This window comes from Staphylococcus sp. FSL W8-0056 (assembly GCF_037963075.1).
In the GTDB taxonomy this organism is placed as follows: Bacteria; Bacillota; Bacilli; order Staphylococcales; family Staphylococcaceae; genus Staphylococcus; species Staphylococcus aureus.
This window is the reverse complement of the sequence record NZ_CP150142.1, coordinates 1,763,978-1,786,166: the sequence shown is the minus strand read 5'-3', so window position 1 is coordinate 1,786,166 and position 22,189 is coordinate 1,763,978. Positions and strand designations below refer to the sequence as shown.

At 32.6% G+C, this 22,189-nt stretch carries 22 protein-coding genes and 1 pseudogene; 12 read left to right on the top strand and 11 right to left on the bottom strand.

Annotation, left to right across the window (positions count from 1 at the left end; genetic code table 11):
- Positions 1-112 precede the first annotated feature (112 nt).
- The 4 genes from NSS86_RS09110 to NSS86_RS09095 all read right to left on the bottom strand — a co-directional run bounded on the left by NSS86_RS09110 (position 113) and on the right by NSS86_RS09095 (position 4,325).
- Positions 113-367: an ACT domain-containing protein gene (locus tag NSS86_RS09110; protein WP_000196911.1), complete on the bottom strand. Its 255-nt coding sequence runs from the start codon at positions 365-367 to the stop codon at positions 113-115.
- Positions 367-2,136, bottom strand: coding sequence for a biosynthetic-type acetolactate synthase large subunit (ilvB, locus tag NSS86_RS09105; protein WP_000047811.1), 1,770 nt, complete (start codon positions 2,134-2,136; stop codon positions 367-369). Before ilvB ends, NSS86_RS09110 begins: the two co-directional genes overlap by 1 nt.
- 27 nt (positions 2,137-2,163) lie before the next feature.
- Entirely contained in the window at positions 2,164-3,852 is a 1,689-nt protein-coding gene (gene ilvD, locus NSS86_RS09100; RefSeq protein ID WP_001255780.1) for a dihydroxy-acid dehydratase, read from the bottom strand.
- A gap of 317 nt (positions 3,853-4,169) precedes the next feature.
- Complete coding sequence (locus NSS86_RS09095) at positions 4,170-4,325, bottom strand: hypothetical protein (RefSeq protein WP_001789600.1); 156 nt, start codon at positions 4,323-4,325, stop codon at positions 4,170-4,172.
- Between the two features lie 37 nt (positions 4,326-4,362).
- Here NSS86_RS09095 and tsaE point away from each other — a divergent pair, with 37 nt between their 5' ends.
- The 4 genes from tsaE to tsaD are packed head-to-tail and all read left to right on the top strand — an operon-like array spanning position 4,363 to position 6,922.
- Entirely contained in the window at positions 4,363-4,824 is a 462-nt protein-coding gene (tsaE, locus tag NSS86_RS09090) for a tRNA (adenosine(37)-N6)-threonylcarbamoyltransferase complex ATPase subunit type 1 TsaE (protein ID WP_000590805.1), read from the top strand.
- Positions 4,805-5,467: a tRNA (adenosine(37)-N6)-threonylcarbamoyltransferase complex dimerization subunit type 1 TsaB gene (gene tsaB / locus NSS86_RS09085; RefSeq protein ID WP_001086737.1), complete on the top strand. Its 663-nt coding sequence runs from the start codon at positions 4,805-4,807 to the stop codon at positions 5,465-5,467. The genes tsaE and tsaB overlap by 20 nt, the downstream gene beginning before the upstream one ends.
- On the top strand, positions 5,440-5,904 hold the full coding sequence (rimI, locus tag NSS86_RS09080; RefSeq protein WP_000372758.1) for a ribosomal protein S18-alanine N-acetyltransferase: 465 nt from the start codon (positions 5,440-5,442) through the stop codon (positions 5,902-5,904). Before tsaB ends, rimI begins: the two co-directional genes overlap by 28 nt.
- Positions 5,897-6,922, top strand: a complete 1,026-nt coding sequence (tsaD, locus tag NSS86_RS09075) for a tRNA (adenosine(37)-N6)-threonylcarbamoyltransferase complex transferase subunit TsaD (RefSeq protein ID WP_000159042.1) — start codon at positions 5,897-5,899, stop codon at positions 6,920-6,922. The genes rimI and tsaD overlap by 8 nt, the downstream gene beginning before the upstream one ends.
- Positions 6,923-7,236: 314 nt before the next feature.
- Here the strand turns inward: tsaD and NSS86_RS09070 are convergent, their stop codons facing one another.
- Positions 7,237-8,847, bottom strand: a complete 1,611-nt coding sequence (locus NSS86_RS09070) for a MutS family DNA mismatch repair protein (protein ID WP_000106332.1) — start codon at positions 8,845-8,847, stop codon at positions 7,237-7,239.
- Positions 8,848-8,935: 88 nt separating this feature from the next.
- On the opposite strand from NSS86_RS09070, the gene NSS86_RS09065 reads away from it, so the two are divergent.
- Entirely contained in the window at positions 8,936-9,064 is a 129-nt protein-coding gene (locus tag NSS86_RS09065; protein WP_001792272.1) for a hypothetical protein, read from the top strand.
- 144 nt (positions 9,065-9,208) lie between these two features.
- Here NSS86_RS09065 and abc-f read toward each other — a convergent pair whose 3' ends face one another.
- Positions 9,209-11,137 (bottom strand): ABC-F type ribosomal protection protein, encoded by a 1,929-nt coding sequence (abc-f, locus tag NSS86_RS09060; protein WP_000602057.1) that lies wholly within the window; start codon positions 11,135-11,137, stop codon positions 9,209-9,211.
- A 252-nt stretch (positions 11,138-11,389) separates the two neighbouring features.
- Between abc-f and NSS86_RS09055 the strand changes: the two genes are divergently transcribed.
- The 7 genes from NSS86_RS09055 (at position 11,390) to NSS86_RS09025 (ending at position 18,872) form a co-directional block, all read left to right on the top strand.
- On the top strand, positions 11,390-12,025 hold the full coding sequence (locus tag NSS86_RS09055; RefSeq protein WP_001283612.1) for a redox-sensing transcriptional repressor Rex: 636 nt from the start codon (positions 11,390-11,392) through the stop codon (positions 12,023-12,025).
- 303 nt (positions 12,026-12,328) lie between these two features.
- On the top strand, positions 12,329-13,408 hold the full coding sequence (locus tag NSS86_RS09050; protein ID WP_000266884.1) for a YeeE/YedE family protein: 1,080 nt from the start codon (positions 12,329-12,331) through the stop codon (positions 13,406-13,408).
- Positions 13,409-13,467: 59 nt separating this feature from the next.
- The gene (locus NSS86_RS09045; protein ID WP_000581076.1) at positions 13,468-13,692 is read left to right on the top strand and encodes a sulfurtransferase TusA family protein; all 225 of its coding nucleotides are present in this window, start codon (positions 13,468-13,470) and stop codon (positions 13,690-13,692) included.
- Between the two features lie 207 nt (positions 13,693-13,899).
- Entirely contained in the window at positions 13,900-15,150 is a 1,251-nt protein-coding gene (locus NSS86_RS09040) for an ammonium transporter (RefSeq protein WP_001052270.1), read from the top strand.
- A gap of 182 nt (positions 15,151-15,332) precedes the next feature.
- Entirely contained in the window at positions 15,333-16,283 is a 951-nt protein-coding gene (locus tag NSS86_RS09035) for a LacI family DNA-binding transcriptional regulator (protein ID WP_000790331.1), read from the top strand.
- A 148-nt stretch (positions 16,284-16,431) separates the two neighbouring features.
- On the top strand, positions 16,432-17,916 hold the full coding sequence (locus NSS86_RS09030) for a glycoside hydrolase family 32 protein (protein ID WP_000141431.1): 1,485 nt from the start codon (positions 16,432-16,434) through the stop codon (positions 17,914-17,916).
- A complete protein-coding gene (locus NSS86_RS09025; RefSeq protein ID WP_001253312.1) occupies positions 17,913-18,872 on the top strand; it encodes a carbohydrate kinase in 960 nt (319 codons plus the stop codon). The genes NSS86_RS09030 and NSS86_RS09025 overlap by 4 nt, the downstream gene beginning before the upstream one ends.
- A 187-nt stretch (positions 18,873-19,059) precedes the next feature.
- On the opposite strand, the pseudogene NSS86_RS09020 reads toward NSS86_RS09025, so the two are convergent.
- From NSS86_RS09020 to NSS86_RS09000, 5 genes and pseudogenes are all read right to left on the bottom strand, one after another.
- A pseudogene (locus NSS86_RS09020) lies at positions 19,060-19,169 on the bottom strand (hypothetical protein).
- Positions 19,170-19,240: 71 nt separating this feature from the next.
- Positions 19,241-19,957 carry a LytTR family DNA-binding domain-containing protein gene (locus tag NSS86_RS09015; RefSeq protein ID WP_000688492.1) on the bottom strand — a complete coding sequence of 239 codons (717 nt, stop codon included), beginning with the start codon at positions 19,955-19,957 and terminating at the stop codon, positions 19,241-19,243.
- Positions 19,958-19,975: 18 nt separating this feature from the next.
- Complete coding sequence (locus NSS86_RS09010; protein WP_000447888.1) at positions 19,976-21,259, bottom strand: sensor histidine kinase; 1,284 nt, start codon at positions 21,257-21,259, stop codon at positions 19,976-19,978.
- A 29-nt stretch (positions 21,260-21,288) separates the two neighbouring features.
- Complete coding sequence (locus NSS86_RS09005) at positions 21,289-21,432, bottom strand: cyclic lactone autoinducer peptide (protein ID WP_001094921.1); 144 nt, start codon at positions 21,430-21,432, stop codon at positions 21,289-21,291.
- 2 nt (positions 21,433-21,434) lie between these two features.
- Positions 21,435-21,998, bottom strand: coding sequence for an accessory gene regulator ArgB-like protein (locus tag NSS86_RS09000; RefSeq protein WP_001105696.1), 564 nt, complete (start codon positions 21,996-21,998; stop codon positions 21,435-21,437).
- Between the last annotated feature and the right edge of the window lie 191 nt (positions 21,999-22,189).

The window sequence follows — 22,189 nt, the reverse complement described above, 5'->3', positions numbered from 1 at the left end:
TGTTTTGTTTTTCGAAAATTCTGAAATATAACTTTGTAATAGTGGCAGATGTTAACTAGCAGCCTATGATATATCTATAACTAATTAGCGCATCATTGCCTTTGTCTTAAAATTAAGCTTCGTTATCAACAAGGTCGTAGCATTCAACCGTTAAAACATTAATTTGTTGTTTTAATTTTTTAATTAATATATGAAGTGATGTATCATCTTGAATATCGACTTGAATTTCCATGTTAGAAATCCCAGGTTGTTCAGAATGTGTAACATGTAATGTATCGATATTATATTGTAGGCGAACAAAAGCACTTGTAATTCGATTTAGCGTGCTGACTTGATCCGCAACTTGTAATTTAAGAATTCTTGTCATTATAAGCCCTCCATTTCATGATTTGATTTGCCACTCGGAACCATTGGGGTTACAGCTTCAGTAGGGGAAATACGAACCTCAATTAAAACTGGTCCTTGATAAGCAAACGCTGCATCTAATTGTTCTTCCAGTTGTTCTGGCTTATCGATTAAGAAACCTTTGACGCCATATGCTTCTGCCATTTTCATAAAATCAGGTTGACCATTAAATACTGAGTGTGAGAAGCGTTGATTAAAGAACTTATCTTGCCATTGTTTAACCATACCTAATGTTCCATTATTGATTAGTACGATTTTGACATCTAAACCATATTCGGGTAAAAGTGCCATTTCTTGGTTTGTCATTTGGAAACCACCGTCACCGACGAAACATACGACTGTTTTATCAGGATTAGCTAATTTGGCACCAATTGACGAAGGAATACCGAATCCCATTGTTCCTAAACCACCGCTTGTAACCCATTGTCCGTGATTTTTAAATGGATAAAATTGAGCTGCCCACATTTGATGTTGTCCCACGTCTGTAGTAACAATTGCTTCACCATTTGTAATTTTGCCGATATATTCGATTGTTTGTTGTGGCTTACAAAATACTTGATCTTCTTCACCAAGTTTAAATGGGTGTTTCTGCTTATTATTTTGACAATGTTTAACCCAGTCACTGTGTTCTATAGTCTCAACATTTTTATCATTTAAACATTCTAAAAATCTTTTACAGTCTGCAATAATACCTAAATCTACATGAATAACTTTATTGATTTCTGAAGGATCAATATCTACATGTACAATTTTGGCGTTAGGTGCAAAGGCATCAGGTTTGCTTGCTAATCTATCATCGAAGCGGCTACCTAAATTAATGAGTAAATCACACTCAGTTAATGCCATGTTACTAGCATAAGAACCATGCATACCTCCCATACCTAAAAATAGTGTATCCTCATAAGGTACAGCACCTAGACCTAGTAAAGTAGTAACTGTTGGGATTTGATGTTTATTAACAAACTGTGTTAATAATTGATTTGATTTTGATTGATTAATACCTGCGCCGGCTAATACGACAGGCTTTTTCGCTTCTTTTAAAAGTGAGATGAAAGTGTCAATGTCTTTATTTTCTGGTTCTGTAACAACTTCATAACCTGGAATATTGATTTCGTCGCATAAATCCACATTTGTAGCTAAAACACCCATATCTTTTGGAAAATCAATCACTACAGGACCTTTGCGTCCAGAATTAGCTACATGGAAAGCTTCGTGTACGATTTTAGGGATATCTTCAACACGTTTCACTTGATAATTTTGTTTTGTAATTGGTGAAGTCATAGATAGAATATCCGCTTCTTGGAATGCATCTTTACCAATGCCTGGTGTAGCAACTTGTCCAGTGAATACAACTAGAGGTAAAGAGTCGCAATGTGCATCCGTAATACCTGTCATTACATTAGTTGCACCTGGACCGCTTGTAACTACAACGACGCCAGTTTTACCAGATACACGTGCATAACCTTCTGCAGCATGAACAGCACCTTGTTCGTGTCTTGCTAAAATATGTTTGATTTTACCATCATAAAATGTGTCGTATAAAGGTAGTACGGCACCACCAGGATAACCGAATAAATAATCCACATTTTCTTTAAGTAGAGCTTCTACTAGCACTTCTGATCCTGAACGCATGTCATTTAAAGTTTTTTCATTTAGTTGTTCAAGTTCAAGTGATTCAGCCATTTTTAAAGGGTCAATATTTTGGTTTACTTCATGTTGAGTTTTAGACATTTTAACCATCTCCAATATAAAAATAAATTAAATTAAATTCTCAGGGACTTGCATGACGCCACCTGTATTTGCGCTAGTTACTAGGGCAGTATAACGAGCTAGATAACCTGTTTTTACTTTCGCTTTAAACGGTGTTAAAGATTCTCGGCGACGCGCTAGAACATCTTCAGGCTGGTTTACGTTTAATGTACGATTTGTTAAATCAATAGTAATCTCATCTCCATCTTCAATTAAGGCAATTGGTCCACCAGATGCAGCTTCAGGGGAAATATGACCAACTGCAATACCTCTTGTGGCACCGGAAAAACGCCCATCAGTAATTAATGCAACATCTTTACCTAAGCCGCGACCAACAATAGAGGAAGTAGGTGCTAACATTTCAGGCATACCTGGTCCACCTTTAGGTCCTTCATATCTAATGACAACGACGTGGCCTGCACGAACGGTACGATTGTCTATTGCTTCAACAGCTTCATCATGCGAATTGAAACAAATTGCTTTCCCAGTAAATGTTTTGATAGATGGATCAACGCCGCCAACTTTAATAACTGCGCCTTTAGGGGCGATATTACCAAATAAGATAGATAAACCGCCTTGTGCATCATATGGTGCATCAAGAGGGTGAATGACATCAAAGTTCTTAATTTCTTTGCCTTCGTTATTTTCACGTAACGTTTTGCCAGTAACTGTGATTCTATCTGGGTGTAACGTGCCATCTTTCTTCATCAATTCATTAATAATTGCTGGGACGCCACCAGCTTCATGCACATCATGCATTGAATACGATGAACTAGGTGCTATTTTTGATAAATATGGCGTGCGTTTGGCAATAGCATTAATGCGCTCTAAGTCATAATCAATACCAGCTTCATTGGCAATGGCTAACGTATGCAGTACCGTGTTTGTTGAACCACCCATAGCCATATCAAGTGCAAATGCATCATCAATTGCTTCGCGAGTAACGATATCACGTGGTTTTAAATCATTTTTAATATTTTCAACTAATTTAAAAGCTGCTTGGCGAATCATTTCGCGTCGCTGATCACTGACTGCAAGTGCAGTACCGTTGTATGGTAATGCTAGACCTAAAACTTCCATCAAACAGTTCATTGAATTTGCAGTAAACATCCCAGCACATGAACCACAAGTAGGGCAGGCATTTTGTTCCATATCTAAAAATTCTTCTTTAGAAATCGATCCTTCTTTAAATGCGCCGACTGCTTCAAACATTGATGAAAGTGTTAATGCTTTTCCATGTGCAGATAAGCCAGCTTTCATTGGTCCACCAGAGCAAAAGATAGCTGGTACGTTTGTCCTCATGGCTGCTAAAATCATACCGGGTGTAATCTTGTCACAATTAGGAATGTAAAATACGCCGTCAAACCAATGAGCGTTAATTACAGTTTCAGCTGCATCTGCAATAATTTCACGTGATGGTAGAGAATATCGCATTCCGATATGTCCCATAGCTATTCCATCATCAACACCAATTGTATTGAATTCAAATGGAATGGCACCGGCTTCTCTAATTGCTTCTTTAGCTATATCTGCAAGCTCTCTCAAGTGAACATGTCCAGGAACAATATCAATATAAGAGTTACAAATAGCTACAAATGGTTTGTTCATATCAGTTGGACTTTTTAGCGCGCCCGTGGCATGTAAAAGACTTCTTGCTGGTGCTTGGTGATCTCCTTTTTTGATCATGTCGCTTCGCATAGTAAATTCCCCCGTAAATTTTAATGATTAATCATGTTTTATAGTAATAAAAATAAGTAATTGAAAGATAAAACATAAAAAAACGTCCCAATATTATTGGGACGTTTACAAGTCCCATTCAAACAGAAATAGGACTTAAAGCGTTTAGTAAATATTTACTAACGTTCGAGTCCTAAAGAGTATAATAAAATAATAATATTTGAAGTTGTCGGTTGATGTTCAGTATATTGATTAAGCATTTTATTATACTCCTTCCGTGAATGGTATATATCACTTTAATAGTTAGAATTGTCTAAAAATTTGATAAATTTAATTTACTATATCTGCTTTAGTATGTCAACAAATATTTTAAATTTTCTTACAATTAACTTTGAATAGATAATCTGTTTCAAAGATAAGAAATTTAAGTTGAAATTTGTTACAATATAAAGGTTAAATATAAAGTTAGATACGATTGAACAATGGATAATCATTTTTATGAATGAAAAGCATAATATAGGAGAATCAACATTGATAAAGATAAATAATTTAGATGAAATGAATCAATTTGCTATGTTTTTAGTTGAGCAATTGAAAAGTGGTGATTTGATTTTACTTAACGGAGATTTAGGAGCAGGTAAAACAACGTTAACGCAATTTATAGGAAAAGCTCTTGGTGTAAGACGTACGATTAATTCCCCGACATTTAACATCATTAAATCATATAGGGGTAAAAATTTAAAATTGCATCATATGGATTGTTATCGCTTAGAAGATTCTGATGAAGATTTAGGGTTTGATGAATTTTTCGAAGATCAGGCAATTACTGTTATTGAATGGAGTCAATTTATAAAAGATTTACTTCCAGCGACGCATTTATCTATTAACATTTCAACAATATCTGAAAATACAAGACAAATTGAGTTGTTCGCGCAAGGAGAACATTATGAACAAATTAAGGAGGCAATTATCCATGAATTCGCTGCTCATTGATACATCGAATCAACCATTATCAGTAGCATTGATGCAAAACGATGAAGTTTTAGCTGAAATAACTACGGATTCTAAACAAAATCATTCAGTGCAATTAATGCCTGCGATTAGTCAGCTATTTGAGCAGAGCAAAATAGCTAAACAGCAATTAGATGCGATTATTGTTGCTGAAGGTCCTGGTTCATATACTGGCTTACGTATCGGTGTTACTGTTGCTAAAACATTAGCGTATGCGTTAGATGTTAAATTATATGGTGTTTCATCATTAAAGGCATTGGCAGCAACAATCGATCATACTGATAAATTATTGGTTCCTGTGTTTGATGCAAGACGACAAGCAGTTTATACAGGCATATTCCAGTGGCAAAATGGTCAATTAGTGACTATTTTAGAAGATCAATATATGTCGATAGAGGCATTGCGAGCTTTTTTAGAAGATTTAAACCAACCATTTATTTATATTGGGAAAGATACTATAAAATTACAAGATGAATTACAAGGTGAAGTGATTGCGCAGCTACCAAATGCATCAGTCATGTATCAATTGATAGATAAACCTACAGACGTACATACATTTACTCCTAAATACCATAAATTAGCTGAGGCGGAACGAAATTGGATCAACAGTCAAAAGAACAATTAAACATTAGAGAGATGACTAAAGAAGATGTGCCACAAGTCTTTGATCTTGAGCGTCGGAGTTTCAATGACAGTTCTTGGACAATTGACGCATTTTATCATGAAATAGAGCAAAATAACTTTGCGAAATATTTTGTCTTAGAATTTGAACAACAAATTATTGGTTATTTAGGTTTATGGATTGTTATCGATCAAGCTCAAATTACAACAGTTGCAATCGATGATAATTATAGAGGCTATGGTTTAGGTCAAATGCTTTTAAAATACGGAATAAACTATGCAAGTCACACTTGTGATGTGATGAGTTTAGAAGTAAGAGTTAATAATAAAGTGGCACAACATGTATATGAAAATTTAGGATTTCAATATGGTGGTAAACGTAAAAATTATTATGGTGAAGGTGAGGACGCAATGGTTATGTGGGTGAATTTAAATGACTAAAGATATATTAATACTAGCTGTTGAAACAAGTTGTGATGAAACAAGCGTTAGTGTTATAAAAAATGGCAGAGATATTTTATCAAATACAGTTTTAAGTCAGATTGAAAGTCATAAACGATTTGGCGGTGTCGTTCCCGAAGTGGCAAGTAGACATCACGTTGAAGGTATAACAACAACAATAAACGAGGCTCTAGTGGATGCCGATGTATCAATGGAAGATATTGATGCCATAGCGGTTACAGAAGGCCCTGGACTAATTGGTGCGTTACTAATAGGTGTTAATGCAGCCAAAGCATTGGCATTTGCTTACGATAAGCCACTTATTCCTGTTCATCATATTGCAGGACATATATATGCTAATCACATAGAAGAGCCATTAACATTCCCGCTAATTGCACTTATTGTTTCAGGTGGACATACTGAATTAGTTTATATGAAAGATCATTTATCATTTGAAGTCATTGGTGAAACACGAGATGACGCAGTAGGTGAGGCTTATGATAAAGTGGCACGAACAATTGGTTTAAATTATCCAGGTGGTCCACAAGTTGATCGGTTGGCTGCTGAAGGTGAAGATACTTATTCATTCCCTCGTGTTTGGTTGGATAAAGATAGTTATGATTTTAGTTTTAGTGGGTTGAAAAGTGCCGTGATCAATCAACTTCACAATCAACGACAAAAAAATATTCCAATCATTGAAGCTAACGTAGCAACGAGCTTTCAAAATAGTGTTGTAGAGGTGCTTACGTTTAAAGCTATTCAAGCTTGTAAAGAATATAGTGTTCAGCGATTAATTGTTGCTGGTGGCGTGGCGAGTAATAAAGGATTACGTCAATCTTTAGCGGATCAATGCAAAGTCAATGACATTCAATTAACTATCCCAAGTCCTAAATTATGCACAGATAATGCTGCAATGATAGGCGTTGCCGGCCACTATTTGTATCAGCAAGGTCGATTTGCTGATTTAGCATTAAATGGGCACAGCAATATAGATTTAGAAGAGTATTCTGCAGAATAAAATAAACGTCAGTTATTAACATGATTACGATGAACATTATTGAAACTGTTCATAGTCTTCTGTCATGTGATAGCTGACGTTTTTATATTGCAATTAGGGGAGTGAGACAGAAAAGATAAAGAACCACTAATGATTTATTATGTTGGGATTCTGCCAACTTGCACATTATTGTAAGCTGACTTTCCGCCAGCCTCTGTATTGGGGCCCCCGGACTAGTATTGAAAAAACTTATTACAAGCGTATTTTCATTTAGTCAAAGACTGTCAATATAACAATGTTGCGACTTGAACATTGATTGATGTTCAAGATTCATGCTAACCATTGGAAACATTATCTTTTGCTCGTTCATATATTTTTGCTGGAAATGAAGTGATTTTTAATAATTCGATGGCATTACGAGTATTTGCTTTGCCAGGCTTAATTTTGTAATCAAAATGTATGTTATTATTTTCTATTACCTCATTGAAATGATAATTTTCATAACGTTGTTTTAAGAGTTCAGCTAACTCAATATCATGTGTTGCTGCAATAACTCTAAAGTTAGATTTTTCATGTAAAAATGATAGTACTGATTCTGAAGCGGCAATTCGTTCAGTTGTGTTGGTACCTTTAAAAATTTCATCGATAAAGCAGTATATTTTTTGATTATCTGGAATTTCAACAATTCGCTTAATAGATTTTAATTCAGCCATAAAATAACTATCGCCTGATAACACATCATCGGCATTTGCCATTGACGTGAACACAATTCCAGGTTGATATACAAATTTGCTTGCGGTAACTGTTTGTATAGCCGATGCAAGAATAATGTTTATTGCTATGGATTTCATAAATGTTGATTTACCCGAAGCATTAGACCCAGTTAACAGTATATTTTGTGAAAGTGAGAAATCATTGGCTACTGCATCTGCTATGAGTGGATGTGTTAACTCAGAGAATACTATGCCATCATTTGTATCATCAATTTGTGGTTCAGTATAACATTCTAGCGTTCTACGATACATTGCTAATGCATAATGATTATCTAATTCAGCTATGTAATCGAAACAATTTTTAAGCTCATTCATATGTGTTGTATAGCTTTTTTGAATTGAATGAAATAAAACATAATCAAGCATGAAAATAAGTTTAACTAGTTTAATTACCATAGCTCCGATATCTTCATCATTAACTTCAGCTAAAACACTCGTTAAATGACGTGCTGTTCTAAATTGCTTAAAATTGACTTCAGGTTGTGGAGCATGTTTAATTTTTGAGATAGTATAGCCTTGTTTTAAAACATTGGATGCATAAAAGATAGATTTTAAGTCATCCTCATATGTACGCTTTAAAGTTGCTGATAAAATGATATTAAATAGGCAACTCATAAGAAATAATAAAATACCAACTTGTGAATTAATAAATATAACTGCAAATGAGATAACTGGTAAAAACGGGCATAGAAACAATATATTTTGACGTTTTACCGGTGTGATTTGGTCTGGAAATGTTGGATAAACAGTTTTACCAATCAAAGCTAAATGATATGTTACGTTTTTTCTAAATTCAGCATTATCATTAAATAAACTAAGTAATGATTTGTTCGTAATTGAAAGCATTCCACGTAAACAGGCATATAGCTTCATTTCACCAATAGCTGTTAAATTATAATTCATCTTATGAAAAATTGCATTCATATTTAAGTCGGACCAAGTTTTATCATCAACTAATGAATGTGATTCAAATTTTTCCTTGTAGAGCTTATACTCATAGTCGAAATGTGAGTTCGGTCTGATAAAAGCTTCTAATGGAGAAATCGTTTGCCATAATGTTTCCATAGATTTTAATAGACGTTGACGACTCATGTATCGTCCAACAATTCCTATTACAGATGTAAGTAGAATAATTGCTATAACAAATATTAAAAATGTTTGATTTGTGCTCATAAGTATCTCCTTATTTATTTTTAATAATAATAAAAATATACTTCAATAATATTATTATTTCATAAAGAAAGTGTCTTAACAATGAATTTTGATAAAAACAATGTCAATAGAGAACATGCGTACTTATCAACAAAGAGTGAATAACTTGTGGATAAAAGGTGTTGATAACGTCATTTATTGTGGATATCAGGTGGGAAAACAGAAAATAAATAATTGATTAGTGTTAATTTACTTGTGGATAACTAGGATAAGTCTGTGGATAGCTATAATATCAGCGTTTTTATTGTGAATAAAAAAAATTAAAATTTGTAAAAAAATAACTCTAACTATAGCGAATTTACAGTTAGAGTTATGTATATTTTTATAGTTTTTGTTGTAATTCTTCCCATTTAGACATAGCGTGTTCTAATTTTTGTTCGCTATCTTGTTTTTGGATAGCTAATTCGTTTGCTTTTTGTGGATTGTTATACACTTCTGGTTGGGTTAATTGCTCGTCTATTTGTAAGATAGTAGTCTCTAAAGTTTCTATTTCATTTTCACACTCGGATATTTGTCGTTCAAGTTTGCGTTGTTCACGTCTTTGTTCTTTTTGGTTATGATACGACGATTGTTCCATAGACTTTTTATGTGCTTGTACGTTAACTGACTGTTCTTCTTGGTGCGCTTTCAACGCTTCGGCTTCCTCAACTTTTTCAATGTAATATTGATAATCTCCTAAATACATCTTTCCGCCATCAATTGTTAAATCAAATACCTTGTTTGCTAATTGGTTAATAAAGTAACGATCATGGGAAACAAATAGTATTGTTCCTTCAAAATGTTGGAGTGCTTGCTCTAACATTTCTTTTGAATCTATATCGAGGTGGTTGGTAGGTTCATCTAAAATAAGTACATTGTCACGTTGCAACATAAGTAGTGCTAGTTGTAAACGTGCTTTTTCACCACCAGATAAATCATTAATTATCTTTTTAACATCGTCTTGTACAAATAAGAAACGTCCAAGAACTGCTCGAATATCTTTTTCATTCATTAACGGATATTGATCCCACACATAATCTAAAATCGTTTTACTAGATTTAAATTCTGCTTGCTTTTGATCATAATAACCAATTTGTAAATTTGCGCCGAAAGTAATATCGCCATTAAGCGCTTTTTGTTGATTAGCAATAGTTTTAATTAAGGTCGATTTTCCAATACCATTTGGCCCAATGATTGCTATATGATCGCCTTTAGAGACCTCTATACTGATAGGTTTGGTAATTGCAGTTTGATAACCGATTTCTAAATTTTTTACATGCATGACGTCATTACCTGTATTCCGGTCAAAGCCAAATTGAATATTTGCACTTTTGGCATCTAACATTGGTTTATCAATGCGTTCCATTTTTTCTAAAATCTTACGTCTACTTTTTGCCATTCCACTTGTTGAAGCACGGGTAATATTTTTCTCAACAAAAGTTTCTAATCGTTTTATTTCTGCTTGTTGACTTTCATATTCTTGCATTCGTTTTTGATAATATAAATCCCGTTGCTGTATAAATTCCTCGTAATTACCAACATAGCGTTTGACATCACCTAAAGCCACATCATAAATTTGAGTAACTATTTTATCTAAAAAGTAACGATCATGGCTGATGATGACGATTGCACCTTTAAAATAACGTAGATAATCTTCAAGCCACTTTGTCGTTTCTAAATCTAAGTGGTTAGTAGGTTCATCTAAAAGTAATAAATCAGGTTCGTTTAATAGCATTTGAGCTAAAGATAAACGTGTTTTTTGGCCGCCGCTAAAATCATTGATAGGTTTATTGAAATCTTCTTCACTAAAATTTAACCCGTGAAGTACTGTTTTAATTTTACTTTCATATTGATATCCTTCTAATTGTTCAAATTGATTCGATAAAGATTCATAACGGGACATATGTGTTTTATATGTATCACTATCGTAATCATTTGCATGTTTTGATAACCAATCTGTTTCTTCTTTGATTAAGCTTTCCATTCGTTTAATATGTTCAAATGGTTTTGACATTTCTTCAAAAACTGTTGCATTAGAATTTAAAGTCATTTGTTGAGTTAAATAACCTAGTTTTAAGTTTTTAATTTTTGACACATTTCCAGAATCATAGTTTTCTACACCAGCTATAATTTTCATCAATGTTGATTTACCGGCGCCATTTCTTCCTACGATACCAATTCGTTCACCAGTTTTTACTTCAAAATCAACATCAGTAAATATATCTTCACCATCGAACGATTTTGATATATGATTGAGTTGTAAAAGTATCATTCGATCTTCACCTTTCGTCTTTCTCAAATTTTATTAACTTATGAAAAAAGTCGTAATTATTACATTAATAACCATTTTACAGTATAAAACGCCGTCTTGAAACTAAGATATTTATTTTTAAAATTCAATAATGTATAATATTTAGGTATTCATTGTAATCAATTATTTGTTTTTTAATAATCTAACAATTACGCTCTAACTCGTTTGAATACATAGATATAATTCATTCAAACACGAAGGAGGAAATAGCGAATGAGTGACCAAGTTAAAATTCCTCGAGCAACTTTAAAACGTTTGCCGTTATATTATAGATTTGTCAGTTCATTAAAATCTAAAGGTATAGATCGTGTAAATTCAAAAGCGATTAGCGATGCGTTACAAATTGACTCGGCAACAATTCGTCGTGACTTTTCATATTTTGGCGAATTAGGTAAAAAAGGGTACGGATATAATATAGATAGTTTATTGGATTTCTTTAAATCTGAACTAAGCGAGAGTGACATGATCAAAATCGCAATTGTCGGAGTTGGGAACCTAGGGAAAGCTTTGCTCACATATAACTTTTCAATACATGACGATATGACGATTACAGAAGCGTTTGACGTAAAAGAAGATGTTATTGGCCAGAAAATAGGGAACGTTATTGTAAAAGATAACGATGAATTAATAACAACATTGAAGAAGGAAGAAATAGATGTTGTGATTCTAACTACACCAGAAAGAGTTGCACAGAAAGTTGCAGATGAACTCGTCCAAGCTGGTGTGAAAGGTATTTTAAACTTCACTCCTGGTAGAATTAATACGCCTTCAGATGTGCAAGTACATCAAATTGACTTAGGTATAGAATTACAGTCATTATTATTCTTTATGAAAAATTACAGTGAATAAATGTGATGTTAGCTTTGAATGATTAACCTTGTTATATCTTTAATTAATTATAGAACAGTCTGGGACTAAGTATGTCTCAGGCTTTTTCTGTTATGTTTGAAAATGAAAGGAAAAACTGTTGTGTTGATAAATATAGTATAGGTTAATAAATTAACACGTAGAGATATAATGATGAATCGTAATTAATCGCCTTCCTTATATGAATATAATATAAATATCAAAAATATTGTGTATAAGGTTGAAAACAAGAAAATCATCACCTATAATACATACTAAACTTATCGGAAATGAGGGGTTAGGATTATGTGGATGATTTTTAGTGGCTTAATTGTCGGGGGACTCTTAGGTTTTGTCATGCAAAGAACAAGATTTTGTTTAACAGGTGGCTTTCGAGATATGTATGTGCAAAAGAATAATAAGATGTTCTATGCATTATTAATCGCTATTACTATTCAAAGTATAGGATTATTGATTTTGACGGCAACAGATATTTTACAAATTCCTGCACATAGTTTTCCAATATTGGGAACAATTATAGGTTCTTTTATTTTTGGAATTGGAATAGTATTGGCTGGAGGGTGTGCAACAGGTACTTGGTATCGCGCTGGTGAAGGGCTAATTGGTAGTTGGATTGCATTAGTATTATATGCTGTTACTGCAGCAATCACTAAAACAGGGATTTTAAAGCCAGTAATGGATAAAATTAATCAACCAACGAATGTAAATAGTGATATGTCTCAAACAACTGGCATTCCGTTTTGGGGATTAGTCGTTATATTAACTATAATCACCATTTTTCTAGTTGTAAGAACACTCAATAATAAGAAAGTTCGAGTTGCTGTTCCAAAACTAAAGCAACGTTATACAGGTATTAGATATTACCTTTTCGAAAAACGATACCATCCATTTATTGCAGCAATTGTAATTGGACTTATCGCACTCTTAGCTTGGCCAATGAGTGCATCAACTGGAAGAAATGACGGTTTAGGTATAACAACGCCTTCAGCAAATTTAGTACACTTTTTGATTACAGGTGAAACTAAATTTATTGATTGGGGTGTCTTTTTAGTTCTAGGAATTTTCATTGGTTCATATATTGCAGCTAGAGGATCAAGAGAATTTAAATGGCGATTGCCAGACAAGATTACAATACGAAACAGTGCCATTGGTGGCATATGTATGGGATTTGGTGCGTCAGTTGCTGGTGGTTGTTCTATCGGTAACGGTTTGGTTGAAACGGCAACGATGACTTGGCAAGGATGGATTGCGCTAGCATCGATGATAGTTGGTGTATGGACAATGAGTCATTTTATCTTTGTTCGTCCAATGAAAAAAGTACAACAACAATCCGCAAAGGTTAAACAGCAAACGCAAATAGTATAGAAGATTATTATGCAAATGATGTTGATCAAATAAAAGTGATTGGAAAAGGAGAAATAATTATGATACACGAATTAGGTACAGTAGGAATGGTATGTCCATTTCCGTTAATTGAAGCGCAAAAGAAAATGGCAACATTGCAATCTGGAGATGAATTAAAAATTGATTTTGATTGCACGCAAGCGACGGAAGCCATTCCAAATTGGGCTGCAGAAAATGGTTATCCTATAACAAACTATGAACAAATTGATAATGCTTCATGGACAATTACAATTCAAAAAGTTTAACGTTATCATTTTAACAATAAAATAGATATTAGATTCTATGGCTACTTCCGCTAATTTAAAAGTGAGTAAGTAGTCTTTTTTGTTTTAGTTCATGAAATCATTTTTATATAGTGTGGCATATTTTATTTCAAAAAATGTAATAAAACTTAACGCATTTTTGCTTTTTATAAATTGTCAGATTATTATGAAAACAAGGGAGTGGTAAGTATGAATCTTAACGATACGATATTTATGTTTTTGTGTACATTATTAGTTTGGTTAATGACACCAGGATTAAGTTTATTTTATGGTGGGTTAGTTCAATCTAAAAATGCGCTTAATACTGTCATGCAAAGTATGGCAGCAATTGTGCTTGTTACATTTGTATGGATAACAGTTGGTTTTACAATTAGTTTTGGGAATGGGAATTTATGGTTCGGAAATTGGGAATATACTTTTCTTAATCATGTAGGTTTTGCGACTCAAGAAGATATTAGCCCACATATTCCTTTCGCTTTGTTTATGTTATTTCAAATGATGTTTTGTACGATTGCAATTTCTATTTTATCTGGTTCAATCGCTGAGAAAATGAAGTTTATTCCTTATTTATTATTCGTAGTAATATGGACTGCTCTTGTATACAGTCCAGTAGCACATTGGGTTTGGGGCGGCGGTTGGATTAATAAACTCGGTGTATTAGATTTCGCTGGAGGTACGGTTGTTCATATTACATCAGGTGTTTCTGGTTTAGTATTAGCTATTATGATTGGAAAAGGAAACAAACATTCTGAATCAACACCACATAATCTTATCATTACGTTGATTGGCGGTATATTCGTGTGGATTGGTTGGTATGGATTTAATGTAGGTAGTGCTTTTACATTTGATAATATTGCGATGCTTGCATTTACAAATACTGTCATTTCAGCCAGTGCAGGTGCTATAGGTTGGTTAATTTTAGAATATATTTTTAAAAAGACGACAAGTTTACTTGGACTTTTACTCGGTGCATTAGCAGGATTAGTTGTTATTACTCCTGCAGCAGGATATGTAACATATCTTAGTGCAACAATAATGGCTTTAATAGGAGGTATCTGTTGTTATATTGTCATTAATTACATCAAGGTAAAACTAAAATATCATGATGCATTAGATGCATTTGGTATTCATGGTGTTGGTGGTATTATTGGTGCTGTTTTAACAGCAGTTTTCCAAAGTAAAAAAGCCAATCCTGACATTGAGAATGGCTTTATTTATACTGGTGACATACATATTATACTTGTACAAATATTATGTGTAACAGCAGTTGTAATTTTTAGTATCGTCATGACGTTTATTATTGCGAAAGTAATTAAATTAATTACACCATTATCTGTTACGGAACAAGAAACGAATATAGGATTAGACAAGATTGTTCACGGTGAACATGCTTACTTTGAAGGTGAGCTAAATAGATTCAATAAACATATTCGATATTAGAATATATTTACATAGAATATTCATTGTCCTGACATTTAACTAAAGGTTGATGTTGGGACATTTTGTTATACAAAAGTTTTATTTTGAAATCTTTTTATGAAAGAAGCAGAAATATTATTTAAAGCGGTTACACATATGCTAAAATAAGGCTAAGTGTCACAAATAATGATAGGTGAATAAGTATGAAAAATATATCTGATATTGCCAAATTGGCAGGCGTTTCAAAAAGCACAGTATCTAGATTTTTAAATAATGGATCTGTCAGTAAAAAAACAAGTGAAAAATTAACAAGAATTATAGCAGAACATGACTATCAACCGAATCAATTTGCTCAAAGTTTAAGAGCGAGACAAACACACCTTATTGGTGCCATTATACCTAGAATGAATTCATATGCAGTAGATGAAACAATCAAAGGATTGGCAAAACAATGCCAAAAATATGAATCACAATTAATTTTAAATTACACAGGTTTAAATATCGAAGCAGAAATACAAGCGCTTGAAACATTAGCACGCAGTAAAGTAGATGGTATTGTTTTAATGGCTACAGACATAACAGAGAGACATATTGAAGTCATTAATAAAATGAATGTACCAATCGTTATTGTTGGTCAACAACATGAACAACTTCATAGTATTGTGCATGATGATTATAAAGCAGGTCAAATTATAGGCGAATGGATTGGTCAACAGGGATATCAACAAGTTGAAGTGTTTAGTGTAAGTGAAAAAGATATTGCAGTTGGTATACATAGAAAACGTGGTTTACTTGACCAGTTAGCTAAATACCAAATTAAACCTAATATACATGAAACAAATTTTACTTATGTGGAAGCACAAAAAGATGTTGCAAATGTTTTGGAAAATGTGGAGCAAGTAGATGCGGTTGTTGGAGCAACTGATACGATTGCATTAGCTGCCTATAAATATTATTCTGATAAAAATGATGTTATGAAACCACATCAAATATATGGTTTTGGTGGTGACCCAATGACACAATTAGTGTCTCCATCGATAAAAACAATTCATTATAATTATTTTGAAGCTGGCCAATGCGCGATGGAAGAGATACAACAGATGCTTAAAAAGCAAGATATGCCATATAGCGTCACAGTAGATGTTAATATTTAGACGCTGTATTTTTTAAAACAAATGTGGAACCGATACCATATAACTATAAATGGATAGGTTAAAAGTTAAAGAACGTAGGTAAAATTTGCTATAATAGAATATAAATTGTTAACAGCATAAATTATAAAAGGAGGACTGGGTAAATATTATGACCGAATGGACTAGAGAAGAACGTTATCAACGAATCGAGGACGTTGATACTGAGTATTTTAAAACATTAAAACAACAAGTTGATCAATCAAAATTTCGTCAACAATTTCATATACAACCAGAAACAGGTTTATTAAATGATCCCAACGGACTTATTTTTTATAAAGGGAAGTATTATGTTTCACATCAATGGTTCCCATTAGGCGCAGTACATGGCTTAAAGTATTGGTATAACTACACGAGTGATGACTTAATAAACTTTAAACCTGAAGGGCCAATATTAAATCCAGATACTAAATATGACAGCCATGGTGTTTATAGCGGTAGCGCTTTTGAATATAACGGGCATTTATATTATATGTACACAGGAAATCATCGAGATAATCATTGGCAACGACATGCGAGTCAGATGATCGCACGATTGAAAGAAGACGGTTCAGTTGAAAAGTTTCCAAAGCCAGTAATTAGCCAGCAACCAGAAGGATATACAAGTCATTTTAGAGATCCTAAAGTTTTTAAATATGGTGAGAAATATTATGCAATCATTGGCGCACAAAATAATGATCAGCAAGGTCGATTATTACTTTATAATACTGAAGATATAATTAATTGGCATTATTTAGGTGAAATAAATACAGAGTTAGATGATTTTGGATATATGTGGGAATGCCCAGATTACTTTAATTTAGATAATCAAGATGTCATACTTATTTGTCCACAAGGTATTGAACCAAAAGGCAATCAGTTCAAAAATATTTATCAAAGTGGTTATATACTTGGAAAGTTTGATATTGAAAAGTTAACATATGAACATGAAAATTTTGTCGAGCTTGATAATGGCTTTGATTTCTATGCACCTCAAACATTTTTAGATGAAAAAGGCCGACGAGTACTAATTGGATGGATGGGGTTACCGGAAATCGAATATCCTACTGATAATGAAGGATGGGCCCATTGCTTAACAATTCCTCGTGTATTAAAAGTAGAAAATGGTCAACTTAAGCAACGTCCATATCCAGCGTTGGAAAAATTACGTCACAATAAAGAGACAGCATTAGGCTACGCAAATAAATTTACTCGAAAATTACATCCGTATGAAGGTAAACAGTATGAATTAATCATAGATATTTTGGATAATGATGCTACCGAAGTGTACTTTGAATTACGTACATCTAAGACTTCTTCAACATTAATTGCTTATAACAAGCGTGAAAATAAAATAACATTAGATCGCAGCGACAGTGGTTTATTGCCGACAAATGTTGAAGGTACGACGCGTAGTACGATATTAGACACGCCATTAAAGCAATTACAAATTTTTGTTGATACATCTAGTATAGAAATTTTCTGTAATGATGGGGAACGTGTTTTGACATCTCGAATTTTCCCGACAGAAGACGCACTAGGTATTAAAACATCAACAGAATCAGGGCAAGTATATTTACAATTTACTAAATATGATTTAAAGGATGAACATAAATGAGACGTCTATTTTCAATAGGAGAAGCGTTAATTGATTTTATTCCAAATGTTACAAATGCGAATTTAAAAGATGTTCAAACATTTACGAAGCAAATTGGTGGCGCGCCATGCAATGTAGCTTGTACAGTTCAAAAGTTAGGACAACAAGCGTATATGATTACACAATTAGGTAATGATGCATTTGGAGATAGCATTATTGAAACGATATCAAGTATTGGTGTAGATGTATCAAAAGTGTATCGCACGAATGAAGCAAACACTGCGTTAGCTTTTGTGAGTTTGACTGAAGCGGGCGAGCGAGATTTTTCTTTTTATCGTAAGCCCTCTGCTGATATGTTATTTGAACCAAGTTTTGTGAATGATATTGATGTGAATGAAAATGATGTAGTACATTTTTGTTCTGTTGATTTGGTCGATAGTCCGATGAGAGATGCACATTATCAATTGATTACCAAAACATTAAATGCAAATGGTACTGTCGTATTTGATCCTAATGTAAGATTGCCATTATGGGATAACGCTGAAGATTTAAGACAAACTATTCATACCTTTTTGCCATTGGCGCATATTGTAAAAGTTTCAGATGAAGAATTAGAATTTATTACAGGTATTCATGATGAAAATGAAGCCATTCAATCATTATTTACAGGTAATGTTACTGTAGTCATTTATACGAAGGGAGCAGATGGTGCTGCCGTATATTTGAAAAATGGTATTAATCATTATCATAGTGGCTATAAGGTAAAACCTGTTGATACAACTGGGGCAGGGGATGCTTTTATTGGTGCAGTTATTAGCAGGATTTTAGCAACCGATGTGTTAAATTTAACTCAGTTATTTGAAAATGAAGGTGAGGAAATTTTAGCGTTTAGCAATCGCGTTGCTGCAATAGTGACAACGAAGTATGGTGCCATTAATAGTTTGCCAACATTACAAGAGGTTGAACAAGCATTTTAAATAATTCATTTATAAAACAGTGTAGGAAACAAGTTGAATCTTGTGCTACACTGTTTTTTAAAACAAAATAAGATTCACGGGGTAGGAAATTGTAGCATTTTATTTATGGAAACTGTCAATTTCAAATTTAGTATATTTTGTTAAAAATTGCGCCATAGGATTGTAGAGTGAAATAGAAATTGATAAATTATGTAGTAATAGGAATAGGTATACAAAGAAACGTTACATCATTTTTTAATTCACGCGTCATATTTAATTTTGTTATTAAACAATTAAAAAGCCAGCTATACAGTGCATTTGCTAGTTATCTTGTTAAAATCCAACAAGATTTACAATTGAATACGCCGTTAACTGACTTTATTATCTTATTATATTTTTTTAACGTTTCTCACCGATGCATAGCAGTGTTCTTTATTTTTAAAATAGACAATTCGCTCTTTCGAATCTATAGATTCAATATTATGGCGATTGACGACAAAGCTATTATGACATCTAAAGAAACGATCATCTAATTGACTCAGTTCTTTTAAATTACCATAAAATTCAATTTGACGGTTATCTAAATGGGCAATGAGTCTGTGAGATTTTGTTGATGATTCAAAAAACATAATATCATCATATTGAACATACACTGAATTACTGCCACGTTTTAATTCAATCGTTTCAACGCTATTATCTTTAGACAACAATTGTAAGCGTGTATGTGCAGTTTCTAAACAATCTATAATTCGAGTTCTTAATTCTGCTGGATCATCTTTAAAAATAAAATCCATCGCTGCAACTTTGTAGACAAATGTTAAATAGGTAAGTTCACTGTGACTCGTAACGAAAATAATGTTACCAACTGGGTCATGCTTACGAATTTCACTGCCTAATTTGATACCATTAATATCAGTTGAAAGTTGAATATCTAAAAAGTAACAGCCTATGTCATTCATATTTTTAGCTTGCTCAAGCACCTCATAAGGATTATCAGTTGCGAGGGCAATTTCCATAGGCTTTTCTTCTATCATTATATAATTTTTAATAATGGTAACCATGTTTTCTCTTTGTTTTGGATCGTCTTCGCAAATGAAAATTTTCATACATTCACATCCTTATGGCTAGTTGTTAATAATTTCAACTTTTTGAATAAAGAAACCATTTTCGATAATTGTATCTAATAAGACATTGTCTGCATTATCAGCAATTTCTTTTAAAGTTGATAGACCTAAACCACGACCTTCACCTTTAGTAGAAAAACTTTCTTGGAACAATTCATGAATGCGTGGTATATCATCAGCGCATTTATTCATAACAATAAACGTTACTGAATTTTCACTTTCAATAAATGCAACGCGAATGATAGGGTCATCAATTTCAGTTGATGCCTCAATTGCATTATCAAGAATAATACCAATACTGCGACTTAAATCGATCATATTCAAGTTAATGCTACTTACTTCATCGGGTATTTCGATACTAATTGGAATATTCATTTCTTGTGCACGTAAAATTTTCGCAGTAATTAAGCCTTTTATCTCACGTACTTTAAGATTCTCGATACCATTTAATTTAATAGCATTCATCTGCAAATTATCTTTCATAGGTACAATATTTTTATTGAAATAAGCGCGTAGACCAATCATGTCATCTTCGCGAATGTATTCTGAAAGTGTCGTTAAGATATTGACATAATCATGACGGAACTTGCGCATTTCATTATTAATTGCTTCAATCTTTAATGTGTATTCGTAATAGGTCTCAATTTCTTCTTGATTTCGTTTGTATTTCATCTCTTTAAGGGTGAAAAGCGACATTATAAGTATTACAACAGAGATAAAAATTATTAATCCTATAAATACAAGTGCATATGGAATTAAGCTATCACCGTTTGAACTTGTATTTGTAGAATAAATATAAAAAAATGCAAATGTTGCAAATAATACGAATGAAATTATAATCATATAAGTTTTATTTAAAGATAAGTATGATTTTTTAAATTTCTTTAGAGATATTCTTACCAAATATGTCGCTAATAATGAAACTGATGAAAAAGAAAGTATATATAATGGTAAGAGTATTGCAGGATCAGTAGTGTATTTTCTTAAAGTTAAAAACAAACCTACTGTTGCAAAATTACTCAAATACATTATGATCATGGTCACTAAAATTGTTACTATTGCATAGTACTTTAATTTAAAGAATAAAAATATGATAGATGAAAAAGTTGGAATCAATACGGCTCTACTTCCATAGAAGTAATACAAAAACATGGTTGGAATTATAATTCCAACTATAATAAAATAATCCCTTAAATTAAATTTAACAAAGGAAATGAATTTGGCTACTGTAAAAAGTATTACTAATTGAAAAGTGGCCATAGCTAAGTTGTTTATTGTTTCCATATGCTACACACTTTCTAAAATAACTTTTACTATTTGTCGTATAAATTCGTTAATTCAGCGGGTACTTTAGGTTCATCAAATAAACTGCTGCAAGCGTTTACGCCACCGACAATTCCGATTGCTTTAGCTAATTTAATTATAAAATCAAAAAACATATTAACAAGTGTATTCATGATTAATCCTCCTTAGGGAAAAAAATAGGTAATAATGTAATAGATTCCACTAAAATTCCTAATAACATAAATTGAGCATAAAATGGATGTATTATTAAGGATAGAATCAAAACTAATAAATACATAATTATAGATAAATACTTTTTACGTTTTACTAATTTTATTGGTATAGGTTGCTTTTTCGTTGCTGCAGGTGCATAAATAACAACGGAAATCAATCCTATAATAGATAAGGCCAGTAAATAAGTAAAATTAATGTCTATATTAATTAGAAAATAAGGTACAAATACAAATGTTAAAATACTTTGTATGTAACAAAGTATCGAAGACTTTGCATGAGCACCATGTGCATTATAGCGTATTAACATATAGGATAAGTGTGTAACTAAGGTAAACAAAAATACACTTAAGAATATAGAAATACTATATGTTACAAGTATTTTAAAAAAATTACCAACTATAATTTGCATCCCTAAACGTACTTGCAAAAATTGAATATGATCTAAGTTATTTCTCTTTTGAAGATACGTGGCAAACTGGTCAATTTTGTTATCAAAATAATTCAATTTTACACCACTCTCCTCACTGTTATTATACGATTTAGTACAATCTTTTATCATTATATTGCCTAACTGTAGGAAATAAATACTTAACTGTTAAATGTAATTTGTATTTAATATTTTAACATAAAAAAATTTACAGTTAAGAATAAAAAACGACTAGTTAAGAAAAATTGGAAAATAAATGCTTTTAGCAT